25 protein-coding genes are annotated in these 23,357 nt (G+C 70.0%); 16 read left to right on the forward strand and 9 right to left on the reverse strand.

Annotated features, from left to right (window positions below; genetic code table 11):
- Positions 1-229: 229 nt before the first annotated feature.
- The 5 genes from ABB34_RS08360 to hflX all read left to right on the forward strand — a co-directional run bounded on the left by ABB34_RS08360 (position 230) and on the right by hflX (position 3,943).
- Entirely contained in the window at positions 230-409 is a 180-nt protein-coding gene (locus ABB34_RS08360) for a hypothetical protein (RefSeq protein ID WP_057640859.1), read from the forward strand.
- Positions 409-1,305 carry a dihydropteroate synthase gene (folP, locus tag ABB34_RS08365; protein ID WP_057640860.1) on the forward strand — a complete coding sequence of 299 codons (897 nt, stop codon included), beginning with the start codon at positions 409-411 and terminating at the stop codon, positions 1,303-1,305. Before ABB34_RS08360 ends, folP begins: the two co-directional genes overlap by 1 nt.
- Positions 1,305-2,258, forward strand: coding sequence for a tRNA (adenosine(37)-N6)-dimethylallyltransferase MiaA (gene miaA, locus ABB34_RS08370; protein WP_057640861.1), 954 nt, complete (start codon positions 1,305-1,307; stop codon positions 2,256-2,258). The genes folP and miaA overlap by 1 nt, the downstream gene beginning before the upstream one ends.
- 84 nt (positions 2,259-2,342) lie before the next feature.
- Positions 2,343-2,618: an RNA chaperone Hfq gene (gene hfq / locus ABB34_RS08375; protein ID WP_057640862.1), complete on the forward strand. Its 276-nt coding sequence runs from the start codon at positions 2,343-2,345 to the stop codon at positions 2,616-2,618.
- A gap of 14 nt (positions 2,619-2,632) precedes the next feature.
- Positions 2,633-3,943, forward strand: coding sequence for a ribosome rescue GTPase HflX (gene hflX / locus ABB34_RS08380; RefSeq protein WP_057640863.1), 1,311 nt, complete (start codon positions 2,633-2,635; stop codon positions 3,941-3,943).
- A 45-nt stretch (positions 3,944-3,988) separates the two neighbouring features.
- On the opposite strand, the gene asd is transcribed toward hflX, so the two are convergent.
- The gene (gene asd, locus ABB34_RS08385) at positions 3,989-4,831 is read right to left on the reverse strand and encodes an archaetidylserine decarboxylase (protein ID WP_057640864.1); all 843 of its coding nucleotides are present in this window, start codon (positions 4,829-4,831) and stop codon (positions 3,989-3,991) included.
- Complete coding sequence (locus tag ABB34_RS08390; protein WP_057640865.1) at positions 4,828-5,475, reverse strand: SCO family protein; 648 nt, start codon at positions 5,473-5,475, stop codon at positions 4,828-4,830. The genes asd and ABB34_RS08390 overlap by 4 nt, the downstream gene beginning before the upstream one ends.
- Before the next feature lie 155 nt (positions 5,476-5,630).
- On the opposite strand from ABB34_RS08390, the gene prmB reads away from it, so the two are divergent.
- From prmB to ABB34_RS08430, 8 genes are all read left to right on the forward strand, one after another.
- On the forward strand, positions 5,631-6,557 hold the full coding sequence (gene prmB, locus ABB34_RS08395) for a 50S ribosomal protein L3 N(5)-glutamine methyltransferase (protein ID WP_057640866.1): 927 nt from the start codon (positions 5,631-5,633) through the stop codon (positions 6,555-6,557).
- Positions 6,554-7,657, forward strand: a complete 1,104-nt coding sequence (gene aroC / locus ABB34_RS08400) for a chorismate synthase (protein WP_057640867.1) — start codon at positions 6,554-6,556, stop codon at positions 7,655-7,657. Before prmB ends, aroC begins: the two co-directional genes overlap by 4 nt.
- Positions 7,650-8,663, forward strand: a complete 1,014-nt coding sequence (locus tag ABB34_RS08405) for a 2-hydroxyacid dehydrogenase (RefSeq protein ID WP_057640868.1) — start codon at positions 7,650-7,652, stop codon at positions 8,661-8,663. The genes aroC and ABB34_RS08405 overlap by 8 nt, the downstream gene beginning before the upstream one ends.
- An 82-nt stretch (positions 8,664-8,745) precedes the next feature.
- Positions 8,746-9,771, forward strand: coding sequence for an aspartate-semialdehyde dehydrogenase (locus tag ABB34_RS08410; protein ID WP_057640869.1), 1,026 nt, complete (start codon positions 8,746-8,748; stop codon positions 9,769-9,771).
- A gap of 201 nt (positions 9,772-9,972) precedes the next feature.
- Positions 9,973-11,769 carry a type IV pilus assembly protein FimV gene (locus ABB34_RS08415; protein WP_484600318.1) on the forward strand — a complete coding sequence of 599 codons (1,797 nt, stop codon included), beginning with the start codon at positions 9,973-9,975 and terminating at the stop codon, positions 11,767-11,769.
- 10 nt (positions 11,770-11,779) lie between these two features.
- Positions 11,780-12,139, forward strand: a complete 360-nt coding sequence (locus tag ABB34_RS08420) for a VOC family protein (protein WP_057640871.1) — start codon at positions 11,780-11,782, stop codon at positions 12,137-12,139.
- 40 nt (positions 12,140-12,179) lie between these two features.
- Positions 12,180-12,953 carry a tRNA pseudouridine(38-40) synthase TruA gene (truA, locus tag ABB34_RS08425; RefSeq protein WP_057640872.1) on the forward strand — a complete coding sequence of 258 codons (774 nt, stop codon included), beginning with the start codon at positions 12,180-12,182 and terminating at the stop codon, positions 12,951-12,953.
- A complete protein-coding gene (locus ABB34_RS08430; protein WP_057640873.1) occupies positions 12,950-13,615 on the forward strand; it encodes a phosphoribosylanthranilate isomerase in 666 nt (221 codons plus the stop codon). The genes truA and ABB34_RS08430 overlap by 4 nt, the downstream gene beginning before the upstream one ends.
- Positions 13,616-13,760: 145 nt before the next feature.
- Here the strand turns inward: ABB34_RS08430 and hemE are convergent, their stop codons facing one another.
- From hemE to ABB34_RS08450, 4 genes are all read right to left on the reverse strand, one after another.
- Positions 13,761-14,834 (reverse strand): uroporphyrinogen decarboxylase, encoded by a 1,074-nt coding sequence (gene hemE, locus ABB34_RS08435; RefSeq protein WP_057640874.1) that lies wholly within the window; start codon positions 14,832-14,834, stop codon positions 13,761-13,763.
- Positions 14,835-14,872: 38 nt separating this feature from the next.
- The gene (locus ABB34_RS08440) at positions 14,873-15,124 is read right to left on the reverse strand and encodes a WGR domain-containing protein (RefSeq protein ID WP_057640875.1); all 252 of its coding nucleotides are present in this window, start codon (positions 15,122-15,124) and stop codon (positions 14,873-14,875) included.
- A 170-nt stretch (positions 15,125-15,294) separates the two neighbouring features.
- Entirely contained in the window at positions 15,295-16,404 is a 1,110-nt protein-coding gene (gene aroB / locus ABB34_RS08445; RefSeq protein ID WP_057640876.1) for a 3-dehydroquinate synthase, read from the reverse strand.
- Entirely contained in the window at positions 16,401-16,943 is a 543-nt protein-coding gene (locus ABB34_RS08450; RefSeq protein WP_057640877.1) for a shikimate kinase, read from the reverse strand. The genes aroB and ABB34_RS08450 overlap by 4 nt, the downstream gene beginning before the upstream one ends.
- Before the next feature lie 102 nt (positions 16,944-17,045).
- On the opposite strand from ABB34_RS08450, the gene ABB34_RS08455 reads away from it, so the two are divergent.
- Entirely contained in the window at positions 17,046-17,249 is a 204-nt protein-coding gene (locus ABB34_RS08455; protein WP_057640896.1) for a dodecin family protein, read from the forward strand.
- 82 nt (positions 17,250-17,331) lie between these two features.
- Here ABB34_RS08455 and ABB34_RS08460 read toward each other — a convergent pair whose 3' ends face one another.
- The 3 genes from ABB34_RS08460 to ABB34_RS08470 all read right to left on the reverse strand — a co-directional run bounded on the left by ABB34_RS08460 (position 17,332) and on the right by ABB34_RS08470 (position 20,559).
- Complete coding sequence (locus ABB34_RS08460; protein WP_057640878.1) at positions 17,332-17,793, reverse strand: bacteriohemerythrin; 462 nt, start codon at positions 17,791-17,793, stop codon at positions 17,332-17,334.
- Positions 17,794-17,900: 107 nt separating this feature from the next.
- Positions 17,901-19,202 carry a diguanylate cyclase gene (locus ABB34_RS08465; protein ID WP_057640879.1) on the reverse strand — a complete coding sequence of 434 codons (1,302 nt, stop codon included), beginning with the start codon at positions 19,200-19,202 and terminating at the stop codon, positions 17,901-17,903.
- Between the two features lie 64 nt (positions 19,203-19,266).
- Positions 19,267-20,559 (reverse strand): NAD(P)/FAD-dependent oxidoreductase, encoded by a 1,293-nt coding sequence (locus ABB34_RS08470; protein WP_057640880.1) that lies wholly within the window; start codon positions 20,557-20,559, stop codon positions 19,267-19,269.
- 129 nt (positions 20,560-20,688) lie between these two features.
- Here ABB34_RS08470 and ABB34_RS08475 point away from each other — a divergent pair, with 129 nt between their 5' ends.
- Positions 20,689-22,077, forward strand: coding sequence for a glutamine synthetase family protein (locus tag ABB34_RS08475; RefSeq protein WP_057640881.1), 1,389 nt, complete (start codon positions 20,689-20,691; stop codon positions 22,075-22,077).
- Between the two features lie 142 nt (positions 22,078-22,219).
- The gene (locus ABB34_RS08480; protein WP_057640882.1) at positions 22,220-23,344 is read left to right on the forward strand and encodes a polyamine ABC transporter substrate-binding protein; all 1,125 of its coding nucleotides are present in this window, start codon (positions 22,220-22,222) and stop codon (positions 23,342-23,344) included.
- The last annotated feature ends 13 nt before the right edge of the window (positions 23,345-23,357 follow it).

The following is a 23,357-nucleotide window of genomic DNA, read 5'->3' on the forward strand; positions in this document are numbered from 1 at the left end:
CGGATGAGGGGAGGACGAAGTCCGTGATGGTTAACCACCTGGACTCCGTTCGCCCGTCACCCCAACCCCCGCTCCGCGCCCCGGCCCTTGCGCTGGCGCAAGGGCGTTCGAGGGGCAGCGAACCGGTGGTTCGCAAGCTGCCCCTCTCACCCCGCAGGGAGAGGGGCTTTAATCTTGCATTTTGTCGCCCGGTAGAAAATCTCCTGATCACGCAGCAACCTTCGTACCCATGAACCAGCCTTCGCCCAACACTTCCACCCACATCCCCGAAATGGTGATCGCCACCGTGGCCGGCGTCGCCTTCGCGATGAAAACCGGCCATTACCTGACCGGCATCCTCCTCGGTATCGCCTTGGGCGTGGTGTTGAGCCTGGTCGGCACCGCCATCCGCGCAAGGAGCAAACGCTGATGTTCGATACTTCCCCGGTACTGGATTGCGCGGGCCGCCTGTTGCGGCTGGACCGGCCGCGGGTGATGGGCATCGTCAACGTCACCCCGGATTCGTTCTCCGATGGCGGCCTGCATTTCGACACCGGCGCGGCCATCGCCCACGGGTTGGCGCTGGTGGAGCAGGGCGCCGACCTGCTGGACGTGGGCGGCGAGTCCACCCGCCCCGGCGCCGCGCCGGTGTCGGTGCAACAGGAGATCGAGCGCGTGGTGCCGGTGATCGAGGCACTGGTGGCGCGTACCGGCGTGCCGGTCAGCGTCGATACCTGCAAGCCCGAGGTGATGCGCGCGGCGCTGGCCGCCGGCGCCGGCATGGTCAACGACGTGCAGGCCCTGCGCCAACCCGGCGCGCTGGAGGTGGTGGCCGGTTCCGGTGCCGCCGTGGTTCTGATGCACGCGCTGGGCGGCCCGCACGATGCCGGCATGGCGCACGCTTACGACGACGTGGCCGGCGAGGTGCAGCGCTTCCTGGCCGAGCGCATCTTCGCCGCGGAAATGGCCGGCATCGCCCGCGCCCGGCTGGTGGCTGATCCCGGCTACGGCTTCAACAAGGACACCGCGCAGAACTTCGCGCTGCTGGCGGCGCAGGAAAAGCTGCTGGCGCTGGGCGTGCCGCTGCTGGTGGGCCTGTCGCGCAAACGCTGCATCGGCGAGGTCACCGGGCGTGCGGTGGCCGGCGAACGCATCGCCGGTTCCGTGGCCGCGCACCTGCTGGCGGTGCAGCGCGGGGCGAAGATCGTGCGCGTGCACGACGTGGCCGCCACGATCGATGCGCTCAAGGTGCTGGCCGCGCTCGACGCGGTGCCGGCGCCGCGCGCCGACAGGCCGGTGCTGCCGCGCTGGCCGGACGAGGACTGATGCCGGCCGATACCCGCCCGCTGGCGATCGCCCTGATGGGCCCGACCGCCTCGGGCAAGACCGCGGCGGCCATCGAGCTGGCGCAGGCGCATGGCGGTGAAATCGTCAGCGTCGACTCGGCGCTGGTGTACCGCGGGCTGGACATCGGCGCGGCCAAGCCGGACATGGCCGAGCGCGCCGGCATCGCCCACCACCTGCTGGACCTGCGCGACCCTTGGCAGGCCTATTCGGCCGCCGAGTTCGCCAGCGATGCGGCCGCGGCGGTGCGCGGCATCGTCGCGCGCGGCAAGCTGCCGATCCTCGCCGGTGGCACCGGCCTGTATTTCCGCGCGTTGCTGCAAGGCCTGTCGCCGATGCCGGAAGCCGATGCGGCCATTCGCGCGCAGATCAGCGCCGAGGCCGATACCGATGGTTGGCCGGCACTGCATGCGCAACTGGCGCGAATCGATCCGGTGGCAGCCAAACGCATCCACGCCACCGATCCGCAGCGCATCCAGCGTGCGCTGGAAGTGCATCGCCTGACCGGCAAGCCGATCAGCTACTGGCAGGCGCGGCCCGGCCTCGCCCGCCTGCCGGCGCGCGTGTTGAAGCTGGTGCTGGCGCCGGCCGAGCGTGCGGTGCTGCACCGGCGCATCGAAACGCGTTTCGACCTGATGCTGGCGCAGGGCTTTCTCGACGAAGTGCGCCGCCTGCGCGCACTGCCACGGATGACCGAGGTGGAAAACCCGCTGGACCTGCCGGCCATCCGTGCGGTCGGCTACCGCCAGGCGTGGCAGTTCCTCGACGGGCAGGGCAGCGCCGCCGAGTTCCGCGACCGGGGCATCTTCGCCACCCGGCAGTTGGCCAAGCGCCAGCTCACCTGGCTGCGCGGCGAGCTGGACGCGCGCTGGTTCGATCCGGCCGGCGACATGCCGCGCCTGCGCGAGGCGGTTTCGCTGTTTCTGGCAAGGTGAGCGGGCGTGCGGCGGTGTACCATCGGCACTCCGGAGCGGTGGGGGAACCGCTTCGGCCCATAAGAACAATAACGAGGAGTTGACATGTCCAAGGGGCAATCCCTGCAGGATCCTTTTCTGAACGCATTGCGCCGCGAGCGGGTGCCGGTGTCGGTGTACCTGGTCAACGGCATCAAGCTGCAGGGCACGATCGAGTCGTTCGACCAGTTCGTGGTGCTGCTGCGCAATACCGTCAGCCAGATGGTCTACAAGCACGCCATTTCCACCGTGGTGCCGGCGCGCAACGTCAAGGTCGGGCCGGGCGGTGGTTACGTGCAGTCGGCGGACAACGGCCAGGCAGGCGATGACGACAACGAATAAGCAGGACGTGGCGCGTGTTTGACCGTTCGAAGAAGGGCGAACACGCGCTGTTGATCCAGCCGCACTTCGGCCGGCTGGAAGAGGATGTGCTGGAAGAGTTCACCGACCTGGCCCGCTCGGCCGGCGCCGGCATCGCGGCCACCGTGACCGCCCGCATCGACCGTCCCAATCCCTCGACCCTGATCGGCAGCGGCAAGCTGGACGAAGTGAAGGCGGCTGCCGAAGCGACCGGCGCCGACCTGGTGCTGGTCAACCACCCGCTCACCCCGGTGCAGGAGCGCAACCTCGAACGCTTCCTCGAGCGGCGCGTGATCGACCGCACCGGGCTGATCCTGGACATCTTCGCCCAGCGTGCGCACAGCCACGAGGGAAAGTTGCAGGTGGAGCTGGCGCAGCTGCGCCACCTTGCGACCCGGCTGGTACGCGGCTGGACCCACCTGGAGCGCCAGCGCGGCGGTTCCATCGGCCTGCGCGGTCCCGGCGAAACCCAGCTGGAAACCGACCGCCGCCTGTTGCAGAAGCGCGTGGAGCAGTTGCAAAAGCGGCTGGAAAAGGTGGAGGTGCAGCGCACCCAGATGCGCCGCGCGCGCGTGCGCAGCGAGATGCCGCGGGTGGCGCTGGTCGGCTACACCAATGCCGGCAAGTCCACCCTGTTCAACGCATTGACCGGTGCCGGCGCCTATGCCGCCGACCAGCTGTTCGCCACGCTCGACCCGACCGTGCGCCGCATCGCGCTGCCCGGCGGCAACGCCATGCTGGCCGACACCGTCGGCTTCGTCCGCGACCTGCCGCACGAACTGGTGGCCGCGTTCCGCTCCACCCTGAGCGAAGCGCGCGAGGCGGATTTCCTGCTGCACCTGGTCGATGCCGCCGACCCGCTGCGCGAGGAACGCATCGCCCAGGTGGACGAGGTGCTGGAGGCGGTGGGTGCCGGTGAGCTGCCGCAGCTGCTGGTGTTCAACAAGATCGACCGCATCGAAGGTGCGGACGTGCGCCACGACGCGCAGGACGGCGTGCCGGACGAGGCCCGCCGCGAGCGGGTATGGATTTCTGCGCGCGACGGCCGCGGGCTGGAGTTGCTGCAATCGGTGCTGGGCAAGCGCCTGGGCCTGCAGCACGTCACCGGCAGCGTGCGCCTGCCGCCCGAAGCCGGGCGGCTGCGCTCTCGCCTGCACCAGCTGGAGGTCATCCGCAGCGAACAGGCCGACGAGGAAGGCTGGCTGGTCGAGGTGGACATCCCCATCGCCGAAGCCGAGAAGCTGGCCGCCGGCGCCGACGGCCAGGTGATCCGCGCGCTGCTGCCGGAGCGTGAGCCGGAGTGGTGAGCAACCGCAATCCGTAGGAGCGCACCAAGGTGCGCTCCTACGGGTTTATTGCAGTGTCGCCAGCCGCTGGCCCAGTTGCACGGGGCTTTCGGCTTTCAGCGCCGGGTCGAATGCCGCCACGCCCGGCGGCAGCAATACGATCACGGTGCTGCCGTAGTTGAAGCGCGCCATCTCGGCGAACCTTTCCAGGGTGATGCCCTTGCCGCGCCAGTCCTTGCGGGTGATACGGTCGCCATAGGCCGGGATTTCCTCGCCGCTCCATACCGTTTCCACGCCGCTGACCAGCAGTGCGCCGACCATCACCTGCACCATTGGCCCGAAATCGGTGTCGAAGTGGCATACCAGCCGCTCGTTGCGGGCGAACAGGCGCGGCACTCCCGCCACCGCGGCCGGGCCGACGCTGAACAGCCGCCCCGGCACGTGCACGGTTTCGCGCAGGGTGCCGGTCCACGGCATATGCACGCGGTGGTAGTCGCGCGGGGACAGGTACACGGTGGCGAACAGGCCGTCGGCGAACGGTTCGGCAGCGGCCGCGTCGCCGAGCAGTTCGGCGGCGGTGAACGACTGGCCCTTGGCCTGGAAGATGCGGCCGTCCTCGATCGGGCCGAGCTGGCTGATGCGGCCGTCGGCGGGCATCAGCAGGGTGCGCGGGTCGGCGTCGGCCACGCGCGCGCCGGGCTTCAATGCGCGGGTGAAGAAGCTGTTGAAGCTGGCATAGCCGCGCGGGTCGGGGTTGGCGGCTTCGGCGAGGTTGACGCCGAACTTGCGGGTCACGGTGTCGATCAGCCAGCGCGAGATGCGCGGGTTTTGCGAATAGGCCAGCGAACGGGCAAGCGAGGACAGCAGGCGGTGCGGCAGCGCGTAGGTGAGCGTTGTCAGCAGGGTCATGGAGCGGATTTTCCGGTGAGCTTGGTCAGGTCGCGGGCGATGGCCTGCGGGTCGAACGGGGGGCGCATCAGCCCGGCCAGCCGGCCCTCGGGGTCGAGCACGGCGATGCTGGCCGAGTGGTCCATGCTGTAGTCGTTCGGGTTGGCCTTGAAGTTCTTGCCCGGCGCTTTCTGGAACACGAGGCCGAGCGGGGTGGCGAAGCGCTCCAGCGACGGCACGTCGGCGGTGGCGGCGAGGGTGTCCTTGTGGAAGGCGTGGGCGTATTCGCCCAGCCGCGCCGGGGTATCGCGCTCGGGGTCCACGGAGACGAACACCACGCGCGGGCGCAGGCTTTCGGGGATGCTTTCCCATTGCTTCTGCGCACGCGCCAGCTCGGCCAGCGTGGTCGGGCACACGTCGGGGCAGGAGGTGAAGCCGAGGAACACCAGCGTCCAGTGCCCGCGCAGCTCGCCGGGGATCAGGCGGGTGCCGTCGGATTGGCCCAGGCTGAAATCCGGCAGCGCGCGCGGGGTGGGGTAGAAGATGATCGAGCCGGTGTCGCGCTTGCCTGCGCCGGCCGGGCCGAACACCTTCTGCGCCAGCAGCAGGCCCAGTGCCGCCGCCAGCGCGATGGCCAGGACGATGCCGGTATTGCGGTTGAACATGGGCCGATTCTCCGTGGCGGGGCGGTGGGGTGGCGCTGGTGCGTGGCGGTGCGGGCAGGATGCCGGGCGATTGCCGAAGTTTCGGCTGCAACCGGCGCTCAATATACCGGGTGCGTGCCTATAATCGCAGTCCATTCAAGCCTTTCCGTATCCCCATGACTGCCCAGGCGGCCGCCGAACTCCACACGATCATCGACCTGATCCGCTACGGCGCCAGCCGTTTCAACGCCGCGGGCCTGACCTTCGGACACAGCTACGACAACGCGCTGGACGAGGCCACCAGCCTGGTGCTGCACGCGCTGCACCTGCCGCCGGACCTGGGTCCGGCCTACGGCCAGGCGCGCGTGCTGGGCGACGAAAAACTGCAGGTGCTGGCGCTGTTCGAGCGCCGCATCGCCGAGCGCGTGCCGGCCGCCTACCTGATCGGCGAGGCGTGGTTCGCCGGGTTGAGCTTCAAGAGCGATGCGCGCGCGCTGGTACCGCGTTCGCCGATCGCCGAGCTGATCCTGGAGGGCTTCGAGCCGTGGCTGGCCGGGCGCGAGGTCACCCGCGCGCTGGACCTGTGCACCGGCTCGGGCTGCATCGCCATCGCGATGGGACATCATCATCCGAACTGGCAGGTGGACGGCAGCGACATCAACGACGCCGCGCTGTCGCTGGCCGCCGAGAACAAGGAACGCCTGCTCGCGCACAACGTCGAGCTGGTCAAGAGCGACCTGTTCGATGGGCTGGCCGGCCGCACCTACGAACTGATCGTCACCAACCCGCCCTACGTCACCAACGACGAGACCGACGCGCTGCCGCGCGAATACGCGCACGAGCCGGAACTGGCGCTGCGCGCCGGCGATGATGGCCTGGACCTGGTACTGAAGATCCTGCGCGACGCGCCCGACCACCTCACCGAGGACGGCCTGCTGATCTGCGAGGTCGGCGACAGTGAGCAGCACGTGACGCGCCTGCTGCCGGAGCTGGGCCTGGCGTGGATCGAGTTCAAGGTCGGGCAGATGGGCATCTTCGCGGTCGAGGCCGCCGAGCTGCGTGCCCACCACGCGCGCATCGCCGAGCTGGCGGCGCAGCGATGAGCTCCAATTCCTTCGGCAGGCTGCTGGCCGTCACCACCTTCGGCGAATCGCACGGGCCGGCCATCGGCTGCGTGATAGATGGTTGCCCGCCGGGGCTGGAGATCGCGCCGGAGGAGTTCGCCCACGACCTGCAGCGCCGCGCCACCGGCAAGAGCCGCCACACTTCGGCGCGGCGCGAGGCCGACGAGGTGGAGATCCTCTCCGGCGTCTACGAAGGCCGCACCACCGGCACCCCGATCGCGCTGCTGATCCGCAACACCGACCAGCGCAGCAAGGACTACGGCAGCATCGCCGCGCAGTTCCGCCCGGGCCATGCCGACTACAGCTACTGGCAGAAGTACGGCATCCGCGACCCGCGCGGCGGCGGCCGTTCCTCGGCGCGCGAAACCACCATGCGCGTGGCCGCCGGCGTCATCGCCAAAAAGTGGTTGCGGCAGCGTTACGGCGTGACCGTGCGCGGTCATCTCTCGCAACTGGGCGAAATCGTTCCGGCCGGCTTCGACTGGAGCGCGGTCGAGGACAACCCGTTCTTCTGGCCGCACGCGCCGCAGGTGCCGGAGCTGGAGGCGTACATGGATGCGCTGCGCAAGTCGGGCGATTCGGTCGGCGCGCGCGTGAACGTGATTGCCGACGGCGTGCCGCCGGGCTGGGGCGAGCCGATCTACGGCAAGCTCGACGGCGAGATCGCCGCGGCATTGATGAGCATCAACGCGGTCAAGGGCGTGGAGATCGGCGACGGCTTCGCCAGCGCTGCGCAGAAGGGCACCGAACACCGCGACCTGATCACGCCCGAAGGCTTCCAGTCCAACCATGCCGGCGGCATCCTCGGCGGCATCGCCACCGGCCAGCAGATCGTCGCCTCGATGGTGCTCAAGCCCACCTCCAGCCTGCGCCTGCCCGGCGCGACGGTGGACGTGGCCGGCAACCCGGTCGACGTCATCACCACCGGCCGCCACGATCCCTGCGTCGGCATCCGCGCCACGCCCATCGCCGAGGCGATGCTGGCGCTGGTGCTGATGGACCAGGCGCTGCGCCACCGTGCGCAATGTGGCGACGTCGGCGATGTTTCCCCGCGCATCCCCGGAAGCCTCGATGGCTGAGCGCCGGCCCCGCGTCTGGGTATCGCAGCCGCTGTTCGACGACACCGTCGCGCAGCTGGCCGCATACTGCGACGTGGTCGCCACGCCCGCTGTCACCGCGTATGACAGCGCCGCGCTGGCGGCGCACCTGTCCGGCGCCGACGGCGCGCTGGTCACGCTCAACGAACGCATCGGCGCGGCGGAAATCGCCGATGCGCCGGCACTGAAGGTCGTCGCCAACATCGGCGTCGGCTACAACAACCTCGACCTTGCGGCATTGAGCGCGGCGGGCATCGTCGCCACCAACACCCCCGACGTGCTCACCGAGACCACCGCCGACCTCGGTTTCGCGTTGCTGATGGCGGCGGCACGGCGCATCGTCGAGTCCGACCGCTGGCTGCGCGAGGGCAACTGGGGGCAGTGGTCGTTCACCACCATGCTCGGCGCCGACCTGCACGGCAGCACGCTGGGCATCCTCGGCATGGGCCGCATCGGCCAGGCCATCGCCCGCCGCGGCCACCACGGTTTCGGCATGAAGGTGCTGTACCACAACCGCTCGCGGCTGCCGCAGGAAACGGAGCGGGACGTCGGCGCGCGTTACGCCGGTTTCGACGAACTGCTGTCCAGCGCCGACCACCTGCTGCTGGTGCTGCCATACACCGCGCAGAACCACCACGTCATCGACGCCGCCGCGCTGGCGAAGATGAAGCCGACCGCCACGCTGGTGAACATCGCCCGCGGCGGCATCGTCGACGAGCTGGCGTTGGCCGGGGCGCTGGCCGGCGGCCGGCTGGCGTCGGCGGCGCTGGACGTCTACGAGAACGAACCCGCGGTGCGGCCGGAGCTGCTGGCCCTGCGCAACATCGTGCTGACCCCGCACATCGGCAGCGCCTCGCTGGCCACGCGCCGGGCGATGGTGCAGGTGGCGGTGGACAACCTGCTGGCCGGGCTGGGCATCGGCGCGGACGCCGGCCGTCCCGCCAATGCGCTCAACGCCATCGCCGGCGGCAAAACCGAAAAACGATAGGGAGCTTCCGGTTGTCCTGCCGGAGGTTCCCCGAACCTGGCCCGACGCGTGTCCTCCCTCTCCCCCCTTTCGAGAAATCCCCATGAGCAATGAAGCCCGTCGTTTCCACGTAGCCGTCGTCGGCGCCACCGGCGCGGTCGGCCAGACCATGCTGGCCATCCTGGCCGAGCGCAGGTTCCCGGTCGGCAAGCTGTCGGTGCTGGCCTCGGCCCGTTCGGCCGGCAACACCGTCGAATTCAATGGCGAAAAGATCACCGTCGAGGATCTGGCCAGCTTCGACCCGGCCGGCGTCGAGATCGCGCTGTTCTCCGCTGGTGGCGGCATCTCGAAGGAATATGCGCCGAAGTTCGCCGCCGCCGGCGCGGTGGTGATCGACAACTCGTCCTCGTTCCGCTACGACGACGACGTGCCGCTGGTGGTGTCCGAGGTCAATCCGGAAGCGGCGAAGAACCGCCCGCGCGGCATCATCGCCAACCCCAACTGCTCGACCATGCAGCTGATGCCGGTGCTGGCGCCGATCCATCGCGAATACGGCATCGAGCGCATCAACGTGGCCACCTACCAGTCGGTGTCCGGCGCCGGCCAGAGTGGCATGGAGGAGCTGGGCAAGCAGACCGCGCAGCTGCTGGGCTTCCAGGAAATCGAGCCGGGCAAGTTCCCGGTGCAGATCGCCTTCAACCTGATCCCGCACATCGACGAATTCCTCGACAACGGCTTCACCAAGGAGGAGATGAAGCTGGTGTGGGAGACCCGCAAGATCCTCGGCGACGACAGCATCCAGGTGAACCCCACCGCGGTGCGCGTGCCGGTGTTCTACGGCCACTCCGAGGCGGTGAACATCGAGACGAAGACCAAGATTGGCGTCGAGCAGGCACGCGAACTGCTGGCCGCCGCGCCGGGGGTGAAGGTGGTGGACGAGCGCAAGGCCGGCGGTTACCCGACCCCGGTGACCCATGCCTCCGGCACCGACCCGGTATACGTGGGCCGCATCCGCGAGGATTTCTCGCATCCGCGCGGCCTGAACCTGTGGGTGGTGGCCGACAACATCCGCAAGGGCGCGGCGTTGAACGCGGTGCAGCTGGCCGAGCTGGTCGCCAACGGCGGCTGACAGGCGCTTGGCGACGCCCGGCCGGTGGTCGGGCGTCGCACGACGCCGGAGCATTGCCGCAACCGGGTCGTCAGTGCCGACCAAGGGTCGGCACCCACCGCTCTCGACACACCCACCGATGCCGGCTGCGTGCCTGTGCGGTATTCCAAATCCGGGTCTGCCGTTATAGTTCGCCGCATGAAACCACGGGGCAAGGGCGCGATGCGCCCGATACAAACGGTGCTCGCGCTGCTGCTGATGCTGTCCAGCAGCGCCGCGATGGCGTTGGGGCTGGGTAACATCCGCGTGCTCTCCCGGCCGGGCCAGCCGCTGCTGGCCGAGATCCCGGTGATTTCCAGCGACCCGGACGAACTGGCCAACGCCCGCGTCGGGCTGGCCTCGCCGGCCACCTTCGAGCGGGTCGGGCTGGCGCCCCCGGAGGGGCTGGTCAGCGAGCTGCAGTTCGCCTTCGCCCAGGATGCGCAGGGGCGGGCGGTGGTGCGGGTGACCAGCGCCACGCCGGTGCAGGTGCCGGCGGTCGGCTTCCTGATCGAGGTCGATTGGGGGCAGGGCCGGCTGGTGCGCGAATACTCGGCGCTGGTGTCCGCGCCGGAAACGGCGGCGGCCGTCGCCGAACCGGTGCTCGAGGCACCGGCGACGCCGGACAACCTGATCGTGCGCGAGCCCGAGCCGCTGCCGGCCGAACCCGCCGAAACCCCGGCTCCGGTCCCGACCTCGCCGGTGCAGGCCCAGCCGGCCACGCCGGCAATGGCGCCGCCGGCCCCCATGCCGGCGCCAGCGGCGACGCGTGTGGATGGGCAACTGGCGCCGGTGCAGCGGGGGCAGGTGCTGTCGCGGATCGCCGGCGAACTGGCGCGCGAGAACGGCCATTCGCTGGACCAGACCATGCTGGCGCTGCTGCGCGCCAACCCGGACGCGTTCATCCGCGGCAACGTCAACCTGCTGCGGCAGGGCGCCGTGCTGCGCGTGCCGGGGCAGGACGAGCTGGAGCAGGTCAGCGCCGCCGAGGCGCGCGCCATCGTGCGCGAACACACCGCGCAGTGGCGGCAGGCGCGCGCGCCGATCCCGCAACCGGAAGTGGCGGGTACGGCAACGGCCAGCGGCGGCGACGCGGGCGCGGTGCCAGTGGCCAGCGGCGCGCGGCTGGAGATCGCCCCGGCCGTGGCCGGGGGGCAGCAGAGCGCAGGAACGATGACCGGGCTCGATGCCGGCGGCGAGGGTGACATGGCGGCAAACGAACAACTGCGGCAGGCTCGGGAAGACATCGCCACGCGCGATGCCGAACTGCAGGAACTGCGCGAGCGCGTCGCCGCACTGGAAAAGCTGCAGGAGCAGCAGCAATCGCTGATCGCGATGAAGGACTCGGACCTGGCCGCCGCGCAGCAGCGCCTGGCCGACGCGGCCAAACAGGAATCCCCGGCGTCGATGCCGTGGGCATGGCTGGGCCTGGTGCTGGTATTGCTGGCCGGTGCGGGGTGGTGGCTGTCGCGCCGGCGCAAGCCGTCGCCGCTGCCGCCGGCCCCGCGTGGCGCACGGCCGACGCCGAGTTTCGCGTTGGCGATGCCGGCGGCCGAGCCGACCGTGGACGAGGCGTTGGACGACGAGCAGCACGAAGCGGTCGAGGAAACATCGCCCGAACCCGAGGCCGAAGCGGCCCCGTTCTGGTCGCAGCCGGCCCCCGCCGCCGAAGCCGCGCCGGAGCAGGACGAACCGCAGCCGCCGGTGCTGCTGTTCGAGGCCTCGCGCCCGACCGGCGGCGTCGCGGAGACGGCCCCGGAAGCCGCCGCCCCGCCGCGCCCCACGGCGGTCATGGACAGCATGGCCCGGGTCGCGCCGCTCAACCCGGCGCCGGCCGGCCGCGAGCGGCTGGAGCTGGCCATCGCCTACCTGGACCTGGGCGACGCGGAAACCGCGCGCACGCTGCTCAACGAAGTGGTGACCGGCGCCGACCCGAAGGCCCGCGACGAGGCGCTGGAACTGCTGGCGCGGCTGGGTTGAGGCGGGGACGATGAAGCGCGAGGGCCGCATCGACTACGTGGAGTTCGGCTCGCGCGACCCGGCCGCGAGCCGGCGCTTTTTCGAACAGGCGTTCGGCTGGCGGTTCGAGGACTACGGCCCGGACTACGTCGCCTTCGACGACGGCGAACTGCAGGGGGGCTTCTTTCGCGGCAACCCGGCCACCAGCGAGACGGGCGCGCCGCTGGTCGTGCTGTATGCGGCGCAGCTGGCGCCGGTGCAGTCCGCGGTGGAAGCGCACGGCGGCACCGTGGTGAAACCGGTATTTGCGTTTCCCGGCGGCCGCCGCTTCCAGTTCGTCGAGCCCGGCGGCAACGAACTGGCGGTGTGGTCCGAGCGCGAAAGCGACTGACCGCCCGCCGCCACGGCACGCAACGATCAGAGGTTCGAACATGCGCTACGCGCTGGGCGTGGAATACGACGGCAGCGACTACAAGGGCTGGCAGCAGCTGGGCGAAAGCGGTTGCCCCAGCGTGCAGGCGACCTTGCAGGAGGCGCTGTCCTCCGTCGCCGATGCGCCGGTCAGCGTGGTCTGCGCCGGCCGCACCGATGCCGGCGTGCATGGCGAATGCCAGGTGGTGCATTTCGACAGCGACGTCGTGCGCGACCCGCGCGGCTGGACGCTGGGCACCACCACGCGGCTGCCGCCGTCGGTGTGCGTGCGCTGGTGCGTGCCGGTGGCCGATGATTTCCACGCGCGCTTCTCGGCGCGGGCGCGGCGCTACCGCTACCGCTTGCTCAACCGCCAGGTACGCCCGGCGCTGTACCGGCAGACGCTGAGCTGGGAGCGGCGCGCGCTGGACGCCGGGGCGATGCACCGCGCCGCGCAGGCATTGCTGGGCGAGAACGACTTCAGTTCGTTCCGCAGCGTGCAGTGCCAGGCCCTGCATGCCCGCCGCGAGCTGCAGTCGATTTCCGTCGCCCGCCACGGCGAGGTGGTGGAGGTGGAAGTGCAGGCCAATGCCTTCCTGCACCACATGGTGCGCAACATCGTCGGCTCGCTGCTGCTGGTCGGAGCCGGCGAGAAACCCGAAGGCTGGATCGGCGAGGTGCTGGCCCTGCGCGACCGCAACCGCGCCGGCCCGACCGCGCCGCCGCAGGGGCTGGTGTTCGTCGGCCCGCTGTATCCCGACCAGTGGCAACTGCCGGCGGAGGTGACCCTGTGAGCCGCGTCCTGTTCCGTACCCGCATCAAGTTCTGCGGCATGACCCGCGCCGGCGACATCCGCCTGGCCGGCGAGCTGGGCGTGGACGCGGTGGGCTTCGTCTTCGCCCGCGGCAGCACGCGCCGGGTGGCGCCGGCCGAGGCGCGCGCGATGCGCCTGGCGGTCGCGCCGCTGGTCGACGTGGTGGCACTGTTCCGCAACAACAGCCGCGAGGAGGTGCGCGAGGTGATGCGCACGGTGCGGCCGGACCTGCTGCAGTTCCACGGCGAGGAGGACGACACCTTCTGCCGTGCGTTCAACATGCCCTACCTGAAGGCGGTGGCGATGGGCGGGGCCGAAGACGTCGCCGCGCGCGAGCTGCAGCAGGCGCACCCGCAGGCGGCCGGCTTCCTGCTGGACAGCCATGCGCCGGGCGGCAGCGGCGGCAGCGGCATGACCTTCGACTGGTCGCAGGTGCCTGGCGGGTTGCACCGGCCGTTCCTGCTGGCCGGCGGCATCCGCCCGGACAATGTGTTCGACGCCATCGTCGCCACCCGCCCGTGGGGCGTGGACGTGTCCAGCGGCATCGAGTCGGAGCCCGGCCTGAAGGACGGCGAGAAGATGCGCCGCTTCGTCGAGGAAGTGCGGCGCGCGGACCTGCAGGCGCCGGACGAACCGATCTAGGCGTTGCCGCGCGCCGTCCCGCCCATGCAGGCGGGACGAAGGTCGATTGATCCGCGATCACCGTGGATGCGGGGCATGCTCCGCATGGAGCCTTCCCGGTGAAGCCCGTGCCGGGCAAGCCCGGCACCTACGTGGGAGCGGGTTTTCAGCGGCGGCTGTGGCGGTGCACGGCATCGACCAGCACGGCGACGTGCTCGGGGTTCATGTCCGGCGACATGCCGTGGCCGAGGTTGAACACGTGGCCCTCGCGCGAGCCGCCGTTGCCGGCGGCGTAGCTGTCCAGCACCTTGCCCACCTCGCCGGTGATGGCTTCGGGCGAGCCATACAGCGTGGCCGGGTCGAGGTTGCCCTGCAGCGCGACCTTGCCGGCGGCCGCGCGCGCAGCGTCTTCCAGGGTGATGGTCCAGTCCACGCCGACGCCCTCGGCGCCGCTGGCGGCCAGCTCGGCCACGTACTGGCCGGTGCCCTTGCCGAACAGGATCAGCGGGGTGCGGCCGGCACCTTCGCCGCGCTCCAGTTCACGCGCGATGCGGTTGAGGTAGCGCAGCGAGAACTCGCGGTACATCGCCGGCCCCAGCACGCCGCCCCAGGTGTCGAACACCTGCAGCGCCTGCGCGCCGGCCGCGCGCTGCGCCGACAGGTAGGCGATCACCGCGTCGGTCACCACCTCCAGCAGCTTGTGCAGCGCCTGCGGCTCGTTCAACGCCATTGCCTTGATCCGCGCGTAGTCCTTGCTGCCGCCGCCTTCGATCATGTAGCAGGCCAGCGTCCACGGGCTGCCGGAGAAGCCGATCAGCGGTACCTTGCCGTCCAGCTCGCGGCGGATCAGCCGCACCGCGTCCATCACGTAGCGCAGTTCGGTTTCCATGTCCGGCACCGCCAGCCTGGCGATGGCCGCGGCATCACGCACCGGATGGTGGAACTTGGGGCCTTCGCCGTCGGCGAAATACAGGCCCAGGCCCATCGCATCGGGCACGGTGAGGATGTCGGAGAACAGGATGGCCGCGTCCAGGTCGAAGCGGCGCAGCGGTTGCAGCGTCACCTCGCAGGCGATTTCCGGGTTTTTGGCCATGCCCAGGAAGCTGCCGGCGCTGGCGCGGGTGGCACGGTATTCCGGCAGGTAGCGGCCGGCCTGGCGCATCAGCCAGACGGGGGTGCAGTCCACCGGCTCGCGGCGCAGGGCGCGCAGGAAGCGGTCGTTGCGAAGGGGGCTGGTCACGGGTACTCCTTGGAACGGGGCCGGCCTTGCAGGGCCGGTCAGGGATGCGGTTCGCCGCTGGTGAACACCACCTGGAAGCCGCGCTTGATCTGGGTGTCGCGCGCCTTCTCGAAGGCGTGGCGGGCCTCGTCCTGCTGCAGGAACAGCTCGCGCCGCAGTTGCGAGCGGCCGCCGGTCTGGCCGGTTTCGCGCAGCAGTTCCCAGCCGCCGAGCAGGTCGGGCATCAGCGAGAGCTGCACGTAGCGGGGGGATTCGTTGCCGCTGGGCGGCTGCTGCAGGTAGACGCGCATGCTGCCGATTGTAGCCGCTGCGGGTTGCATCGGCGGGATCCGGGCAGGCCATGTCTGCCGTAGGTCGGGGCTACGTCTCCGACGTTTTGCGCCGGATGCCGAAGCGTCGGGGACGTAGCCCCGACCTACGACTGCCGGCCAGCGGCCGGCACCACCGGGGCATGGCGTCGTCAGCCGCCGCGTAGCACGTCCAGCACCGCGGCCTCGTCCACGTCGGGCACCACCTCGGCCTTGCCGATGCCGCGCCACAGCACCAGCCGCAGGCGGCCGGCGATGTTCTTCTTGTCCAGGCGCATGTGTTGCAGCAGGGTTTCCGGCGTCAGTCCGGCGGGGATCGCGGTAGGCAGGCCATACGCCTGCAGCAGCGTGCGCAGGCTTTCGGTATCGGCGGCATCGGCCATGCCCAGCGCCGCCGACAGCCTTGCCGCCAGCACCATGCCCACCGCCACCGCTTCGCCGTGGTTGAGGTTGTCGTTGCCCGGCGCGCCGTAGCCCTGCGCGGTCTCGATGGCGTGGCCGAAGGTGTGGCCGAGGTTGAGCAGGGCGCGCTCGCCCTTCTCCAGCGGGTCGCGTTCGACGATCTCGGCCTTGTGCTCGCAGCTGCGGGCGATGGCCTGCGCCAGCGCGGCGTCGTCGCCGGCCAGCAGTGCGGCGCGTTCGGCCTGCAGCCACTGGAAGAACAGCGGGTCGCGGATGCAGCCGTACTTGACGACCTCGGCCAGCCCGGCGCGCAGTTCGCGCGCGGGCAGGCTGCGCAGCACGCCGGTGTCGGCAATCACCGCGCGCGGCGGGTGGAAGGCGCCGACCAGGTTCTTGCCTTGCGGAATATCGACGGCGGTCTTGCCGCCGACCGAGGAATCCACCATCGCCAGCAGGGTGGTGGGCAGCTGCACGCAATCGACGCCGCGCATCCAGCAGGCCGCGGCGAAGCCGGCCAGGTCGCCGACCACGCCGCCGCCCAGCGCCAATACGCAGGCGTCGCGGGTGGCGCCGAGCGCGGCCAGCGCGTCGATCGCGCCGCCGAAATTGTGCAGGGTCTTGGAGGCCTCGCCGGCGGGGATCAGGTGCTGGCCGATCTTCAGCTGCGGGCGCGCGGCCTGCAGGGTTTCGCGCACGCCCTGCAGGTACAGCGGCGCCACGGTGTCGTCGCTGACCAGCAGCACGTGGCGGCCGCGCAGGGCGGCGGTGAGCAGGCCGGCGTCGCCCAGCAGGCCGGGGCCGATGTGGATCGAATACGGGCGTTCGCCACCGACGGCGACGCTGCGCGGGGATGCGTTCATGCGGAGAATTCCGGGTTCTGCCACTGCGCGGCCACGCGCACCACCAATTGCGCGGTGGCCTCGACGGGGGAGTGGGCGTCGGTATCGAGGATCAGGTCGGCGACCTCGCGGTACAGCGGGTCGCGCAGCGCGGCCATGTCGCGCAATACCTGTTCGCGGTCCTCGCGTTGCAGCAGCGGGCGGCACTTGTCGCGCTGCAGGCGCTGCAGCTGCGCGGGTACGCCCACGCGCAGCCAGACCACGAAGCCGCGGCTGCGGATGCGCTGGCGGTTGTCGGCGTCCAGCACCGCGCCGCCGCCGGTGGACACCAGTTGCCCGCCGCGTTCGAGCAGGGCGGCCAGCACGCGTTTCTCGTGCGCACGGAAGCCGTGCTCGCCGACATTCTCGAAGATGGCGGGAATGCCACTGCCCACGTCCTCGACGATGGCCTGGTCGACGTCGACGAACTCCAGACCGAAGCGCTCGGCCAGGCGACGGCCGATGCTGGTTTTGCCGGCGCCCATCGGGCCGACGAGGATGAGGTTGGGGGCGGGGTTCATTGCGCTGCGATGCTAGCACCTCGTGTCAATGCTTTAACACGGCTGCGGCCATGCTGCGGGCTGCCACGAATGGTTCGTGGTGCAACCAACGAGGAGCCGATCATGTCAGTGGCAAAGATCATCGAAGTCAGCGCGTCGTCCACGACCAGCATCGAGGACGCGGTCCGCGGTGGCTTGAAGAAGGTGGCCGGGACGGTCAAGGGCATCCAGGGCGCGTGGGTCAACGAGACCAAGGCGGTCACCGACGCGCAGGGCAACGTCACCGAGTGGCGGGTGAACATGCGGGTGACCTTCCTGGTCGAGTGAATACCGGGCGTGGCGGAGGCGTCCGCCGCGATGGCGCCCGGTGGGCGCAACGCCATCGCGGCCGGCGCCGCTGCCGCGTGGGTCAGTGGAACAGGCGCTTGAGCGTGCGGCCGAGCCAGCCGCCTTCCTCGTGCTCGCGGGCGAATTTGTTGAGGTGGCGCTTGACCTGTTCGGCATAGGCCTTGTCGTCGCCGCGGATGTGGTTGAACAGCCAGCGCGAGAGCATGTTGCGCAGTTCGTCGGTGATGTCCTCGCCGGCCTCGAAGCGCATGCGGTATTCGGAGACGCGCTTGATGAACACTTCGTGCACGCGCTTGTGCGCGGCGCAGAACGCGTAGCCGGCTTCCTCCATCAGTTCTTCCTCGAAGGCGAAGTGCGACAGGGTGTAGTCGATCAGCTCGTCGATCACCTCGCCGACGGCGATGCGCTGCATGCTCTTCTGCGCCGCGTGCAGGTGGTTGAGCATTTCCACGATGCGCATGTGCTGGTGGTCGATGACCTCCACGCCGGTGTTGAGGTCGTCCTGCCATACCAGTAGTGCCATCGTTGTTTCTCCGCCATGTGCTTCGGGCGGGACTCTAGGGGCGATGGCGGTGCGCGGCGTTGATCAGGATCAACGGCCGGTTGCGGCGATTCAGCTTGCCGGGCCGGTCAGGGCGTGGCCGCGATGTGCACGCGGTTGCGGCCGCCGGCCTTGGCCAGGTAGAGCTGGCGGTCGGCTTCGCCCAGCAGTTCGTGCAGGGTGTTGCCGCCGGCCTGCAGGTGGCAGGCGCCAATGCTCACGGTCATGCGCAGGGTGTGTTCGCCCAGCACCACTTCCAGTGCGGCGATGGCGGCGCGCAACTGCTCCAGGTGCGCGGCGCAGGCGTCCTCGTCCAGCCCGTTGAGCAGCAGGCAGAATTCCTCGCCACCGAAGCGGGCGCTGATGTCGCGCGGGCGGGTGTGGGCGTGCAGCACCGCGGCCACCGCGCGCAGGGCCTGGTCGCCGGCCTCGTGGCCGTGGCTGTCGTTGATGTGCTTGAAGTGGTCGATGTCCAGCATCGCCACGGCCAGCCTGCCGTCGCCGGGCGCATGGCCTTCGAGCCGGTGCGTGGCCTGTTCGAGGAAGTTGCGGCGGTTGGGCAAGCCGGTGAGGAAGTCGCGGGTGGCCAGGTCCTGCAGGGTGCCGATCAGTTCCAACTGGTCCACGTTCTGCGAGATGCGGCAGAAGAATTCCTCGCGCGAGAAGGGCTTGCGCAGGAAGTCGTTGGCGCCGTTCTTGAGGAAGCGCGGGATCAGCGAGGGGTCGGAATTGCCGGAAATGCCGATCACCGCCACCTTGTCGCGCGCACGCAGGGTGCGCAGCCGGCGGGTCAGTTCCACCCCGTCCATGCCGGGCATTTCCTGGTCCACCACCACCAGGCGGATGGCCGGGTTGGCCTCCAGTGCCTGCAATGCGGAGGGGCCGTCGCCGGCCTGGATGGCCTGGTAGCCGTACAGGCCCAGCAGCGAGGCGGCGTAGCCGCGGGCCGACGGCGAGTCGTCCACCACCAGCGCGGCGATGCGGCGGTTGCGTTCCAGCCGCTGCACCAGCCAGACCAGGTAGTCGAGGCTGCCGGGGGTGTTCTTCAGCACGTAATCGATGATGTCCTGCTGCAGCACGCGCTTGCGCAGGTCCTCGTCGTAGACGCCGCTGACCACGATGGTGGACAGGCCGCGGCCGACGAAATACTCCACCACTTGGTCGCGGTCGCCGTCGGCCAGTACCAGCCCGGTCAGCACCAGGAACCAGCCGTCCTCGCGGTCGAGCAGCTCGCCGGCCTCGGCCAGCGTGGTGGCCACGCTGACCGGCAGCTCCAGGCGCTGCTCGATGGCCTCGCGCAGCATCGTGGTGAAGGTGCGCGAGTTCTCGACCAGCAGGATGCGCTGGGGCAGCGGCGTGAGCGTCGGCGTGGCGTGCGGGTAGGGAGACATGGCAGGCGCGGGAGTTCTCAACCTGTGGATAGCGGCAGCTGGCGCCGATTCTTCAGCCGGGTGTTCACCATAGCCGGTCGCGCAGCTTGTACCAGCTCATCGCCGCCACCAGCAGCGGCATGCGCAGCGCCGGCCCGCCGGGGAAGCGGCGGTGGCCGATGCGCTCGAACACGTCCAGCCGCTGCGCCTGGCCGGCGATGGCGGCGGCGATGATCTCGCCGGCCAGCCCGGTGCTGGCCACGCCGTGGCCGCAGAAGCCCTGCGCGAAATAGACGTTGGGCGCGAGCCGGCCCCAGTGCGGGGCGCGGTTGCGGGTGATGTCGATGCAGCCGCCCCACAGATGATCCAGCCCCACGTCGGCCAGCTGCGGGAACACCCTGCGCATGCGCCGGAGCATCGCCGTGCGCAGGCCCGGCGGCGGCAGTGCCGAGTAGCTGGCCTGCCCGCCGAACAGCAGGCGGTGGTCGTGGCTGAGGCGGAAGTAGTCCAGCGCCCAGTTCACGTCGGCCACCGCCATGTCGTTGCGGATCAGGGCGTGCGCGCGCTCGGCGCCGAGGGGCGGGGTCGCGCCGATCCAGGTGCCGACCGGCATCATCCGCGTCTCCAGCTCCGGCGCGATGCCCCGCAGCAGGGCGTTGCCGGCCAGCACCGCGAAGTCGGCCTCGACCCGGCCCCGTGCGGTGTGCAGCACCGGCCGCGGGCCGCGTTGCAGCCGCGTCACCGGCGATTGCTCGTGCACGACCACGCCCGCCGCCTCGGCGGCGCGGGCCAGCCCCTGCGCATAGGCCAGCGGATGCAGGTGGCCGCCGGCCGGGTCGTATTGCGCGCCGAGGTAGCGTTCGCTGGCCAGTTGCCGTTGCAGCTGCGCGCGGTCCCACCATTGCAGCGGGTAGTCGTAGCGCTGCGCCATCCGTTCGGTGTCGGCGCGCAGGGCACGCTGCTGGCGCGGGCGGATCGCCACGTTGGCGTGGCCGTCGCGCCAGTGGCAGTCGATGCGGTGGCGGGCAATGCGTTCCTTCAGCATGCGCAGGCCGTCGCGGGAAAAGTCGAACAGCAACCGTGCATCGGCCGCGCCCAGCCGCGCCTCCAGCACCTGCAGGTCGCAGCCGTAGCCGGCCAGCGCCTGCCCGCCGTTGCGGCCGGAGGCGCCCCAGCCGACGCGCGCGGCTTCCAGCACCGTCACCCGGTGGCCCTTTTCGGCCAGCGCCAGCGCGGCGGTCAACCCGGTGTAGCCGGCGCCGAGCACCGCCACGTCGGCGCGGGTTGCGCCTTGCAGCGCTGCGCGTGGCGCCGATGGCGGCAGGCTGGCCGCGTACCAGCTGGGCGGATGATCGGGCCGGGCGTGGGCGTCGGGCATGCGCGGAGTGTAGCCGCGGTGTTGTTGCCTAAACGTCACCGCGGCGGTAGCGTGCCAGCGCAATCATCGTGCCCGGCATCGCCACGGCCACCCTGTCGCCGGCTGCCACGGAAACGCAACGGAACCGTCATGAAGCCGCGCCCGCGCAACCGCAAGACCGTCCCCGCCGTGCAGGAAGGCAGCGCCCTGTTGCGCTGGTTGAAGGAACGCAACATCACCGAGGTCGAGTGCCTGGTGCCGGATATCACCGGCAACGCGCGCGGCAAGATCATCCCGGCCGACAAGTTCCGCCACGACTACGGCACGCGCCTGCCCGAGGGCATATTCGCCACCACTGTCACCGGCGACTTCCCCGACGACTACTACGAATTGGTGGCGCCGGCCGATTCGGACATGGTGCTGCGCCCGGACCCGGACACGGTGCGCATGGTGCCGTGGGCCACCGACCCCACCGCGCAGGTCATCCACGACTGCCATACCCGCGACGGCCAGCCGCACGAACTGGCCCCGCGCAACGTGCTGCGGCGGGTGCTGGCCGCCTACGACGAACTGGGGCTGACTCCGATCGTGGCGCCGGAGGTGGAGTTCTTCCTGGTGCAGAAGAACACCGACCCGGATTTCCCGCTGCTGCCGCCGGCCGGCCGTTCCGGGCGCCCGGAGACGGCGCGGCAGTCGTACTCGATCGACGCGGTCAACGAGTTCGACCCCATCCTCGACCTGATGTACGACTACTGCGACGCGATGAAGCTGGACGTGGACACGCTGATCCACGAATCCGGCGCGGCGCAGCTGGAGGTCAACTTCACCCATGCCGACGCGATGGCGCTGGCCGACCAGGTGTTCCTGTTCAAGCGCACCATGCGCGAGGCGGCGATGCGCCACGGCGTCTACGCCACCTTCCTGGCCAAGCCGATGGAAACCGAGCCGGGCAGCGCGATGCACATCCACCAGAGCCTGCTGCGCGCCAGCGACGGCGCCAACGTGTTCGCCGGCGAAGGCGAGGGCGGCTACAGCCCGCTGTTCATGCACTACCTGGGTGGATTGCAGAAGTACGTGCCGATGGCGATGGCGTTCTTCGCCCCGAACGTCAATTCCTACCGCCGGCTGGTGTTCGGCGAGGTGTCGCCGAGCAACGTGGAGTGGGGCTTCGACAACCGCACCTGCGGCCTGCGCGTGCCGATCGACAGCGCCGAGAACAGCCGCGTGGAGAGCCGCTTCGCCGGTTCCGACGCCAATCCCTACCTGGCGATGGCCGCCACCCTGGCCTGCGGCCTGCTCGGCATCCGCGAGCAGTTGCAGCCGGGCGAGCCGGTCAGCGGCAACGCCAAGGCGCCGGGCTACGACCTGCCGCGCTCGCTGGGCGAGGCGCTGGACGGGCTGGAAGGCTGCCAGCCGTTGCAGGCGCTGCTGGGCCAGCGCTTCTGCCGCGCCTATGTCTCGGTCAAGCGCAAGGAATACGAGACCTTCTTCCGCGTCATCAGCTCGTGGGAGCGCGAGTTCCTGCTGCTCAATGTGTAAAGCCGGCTTTTGCTTTTGCAGGAGCGACGTCAGTCGCGACCGAAGCCTTGCCGACAAAACCCCGTCGCGACTCACGTCGCTCCTACCGGTCCCCCATGTGACAATGCCATCCACCTTCCTTCCGGCCCACCTTGGAGAATCCATGAATCTGCGCATCCTGACCGCCGCCGTCGCCGCCTCCCTGCTCGCCGCCTGCGGCGGCACGCAGGACGGCGCCGCGGGCGCCGAGGGCGGCGAGGCCAAGGTCCTCAACGTCTACAACTACTCGGACTACATCGCCGAGGACACCATCCCGAACTTCGAGAAGGCGACCGGGATCAAGGTCACCTACGACGTGTTCGACAGCGACGAGATGGTCGAGACCAAGCTGCTCACCGGCGACAGCGGCTACGACATCGTGGTGCCGACGCTGAACTTCTTCGGCCGCCAGATCCAGGCCGGCGTGTTCCTGCCGCTGGACAAGAGCAGGATCCCGAACCTCGCCAACCTCGACGCCGGGGTGATGGCGCGCATCGCCGGGCAGGACCCGGAGAACAAGTACGGCGTGCCGTACATGATGGGCACCACCGGCATCGGCTACAACGTGGCCAAGCTGAAGGAACGCTTCGGCGGCAGCACCGACATCGCCAACAGCTGGGATCTGGTGTTCAAGCCGGAGAACATCGGCAAGATGAAGGACTGCGGCGTCACCCTCCTCGACACGCCTTCGGACATGATTCCCATCGCCCTGCATTACCTCGGCGAGGACCCGCACAGCACCGACCCGGCCACGATCGGCAAGGCCGCCGACCTGCTCAAGTCGATCCGCCCCTACGTGCAGAACTTCCACTCCAGCCAGTACGTCGGTTCGCTGGCCAATGGCAGCACCTGCCTGGTGGTGGGCTGGTCGGGCGACATCATCCAGGCCCGCGACCGCGCCGAGGAGGCCGGCAACGGCGTGGAAGTGGCGTACTCGATCCCGAAGGAGGGCGCGCCGCAGTGGTTCGACATGCTGGCGATCCCGAAGGACGCCAAGCACCCGGAGAACGCCTATGCGTTCATCAACTACCTGCTCGAACCGCAGGTGGCGGCCAACAACACCAACGTCACCCACTACGCCAACCCGGTGACGCCGGCCACGCCGCTGGTGGACGAGGCGATCCGCGAGGACAGGACCATCTATCCATCGGAAGAGGTGGCGGCGAAGATGTTCACCTACGCGATCAACCCGCCGGACGTGGACAAGCTCTATACGCGCTTGTGGACCGAGATCAAGACCGGCCGGTGACCCGCCGGCTTTG

The organism is Stenotrophomonas daejeonensis (genome assembly GCF_001431505.1).
In the GTDB taxonomy this organism is placed as follows: domain Bacteria; phylum Pseudomonadota; class Gammaproteobacteria; order Xanthomonadales; family Xanthomonadaceae; genus Stenotrophomonas; species Stenotrophomonas daejeonensis.

Coding starts and splice junctions, on each gene's coding strand:
- ABB34_RS08360 (WP_057640859.1), top strand. CDS start 230: ATGAACCAGCCTTCGCCCAACACTTCCACCCACATCCCCGAAATGGTG.
- folP (WP_057640860.1), top strand. CDS start 409: ATGTTCGATACTTCCCCGGTACTGGATTGCGCGGGCCGCCTGTTGCGG.
- miaA (WP_057640861.1), top strand. CDS start 1,305: ATGCCGGCCGATACCCGCCCGCTGGCGATCGCCCTGATGGGCCCGACC.
- hfq (WP_057640862.1), top strand. CDS start 2,343: ATGTCCAAGGGGCAATCCCTGCAGGATCCTTTTCTGAACGCATTGCGC.
- asd (WP_057640864.1), bottom strand. CDS start 4,831: ATGACCCTGCTGACAACGCTCACCTACGCGCTGCCGCACCGCCTGCTG.
- ABB34_RS08390 (WP_057640865.1), bottom strand. CDS start 5,475: ATGTTCAACCGCAATACCGGCATCGTCCTGGCCATCGCGCTGGCGGCG.
- prmB (WP_057640866.1), top strand. CDS start 5,631: ATGACTGCCCAGGCGGCCGCCGAACTCCACACGATCATCGACCTGATC.
- aroC (WP_057640867.1), top strand. CDS start 6,554: ATGAGCTCCAATTCCTTCGGCAGGCTGCTGGCCGTCACCACCTTCGGC.
- ABB34_RS08405 (WP_057640868.1), top strand. CDS start 7,650: ATGGCTGAGCGCCGGCCCCGCGTCTGGGTATCGCAGCCGCTGTTCGAC.
- ABB34_RS08410 (WP_057640869.1), top strand. CDS start 8,746: ATGAGCAATGAAGCCCGTCGTTTCCACGTAGCCGTCGTCGGCGCCACC.
- ABB34_RS08415 (WP_484600318.1), top strand. CDS start 9,973: ATGCGCCCGATACAAACGGTGCTCGCGCTGCTGCTGATGCTGTCCAGC.
- ABB34_RS08420 (WP_057640871.1), top strand. CDS start 11,780: ATGAAGCGCGAGGGCCGCATCGACTACGTGGAGTTCGGCTCGCGCGAC.
- truA (WP_057640872.1), top strand. CDS start 12,180: ATGCGCTACGCGCTGGGCGTGGAATACGACGGCAGCGACTACAAGGGC.
- ABB34_RS08440 (WP_057640875.1), bottom strand. CDS start 15,124: ATGCGCGTCTACCTGCAGCAGCCGCCCAGCGGCAACGAATCCCCCCGC.
- aroB (WP_057640876.1), bottom strand. CDS start 16,404: ATGAACGCATCCCCGCGCAGCGTCGCCGTCGGTGGCGAACGCCCGTAT.
- ABB34_RS08450 (WP_057640877.1), bottom strand. CDS start 16,943: ATGAACCCCGCCCCCAACCTCATCCTCGTCGGCCCGATGGGCGCCGGC.
- ABB34_RS08455 (WP_057640896.1), top strand. CDS start 17,046: ATGTCAGTGGCAAAGATCATCGAAGTCAGCGCGTCGTCCACGACCAGC.
- ABB34_RS08460 (WP_057640878.1), bottom strand. CDS start 17,793: ATGGCACTACTGGTATGGCAGGACGACCTCAACACCGGCGTGGAGGTC.
- ABB34_RS08465 (WP_057640879.1), bottom strand. CDS start 19,202: ATGTCTCCCTACCCGCACGCCACGCCGACGCTCACGCCGCTGCCCCAG.
- ABB34_RS08470 (WP_057640880.1), bottom strand. CDS start 20,559: ATGCCCGACGCCCACGCCCGGCCCGATCATCCGCCCAGCTGGTACGCG.
- ABB34_RS08475 (WP_057640881.1), top strand. CDS start 20,689: ATGAAGCCGCGCCCGCGCAACCGCAAGACCGTCCCCGCCGTGCAGGAA.
- ABB34_RS08480 (WP_057640882.1), top strand. CDS start 22,220: ATGAATCTGCGCATCCTGACCGCCGCCGTCGCCGCCTCCCTGCTCGCC.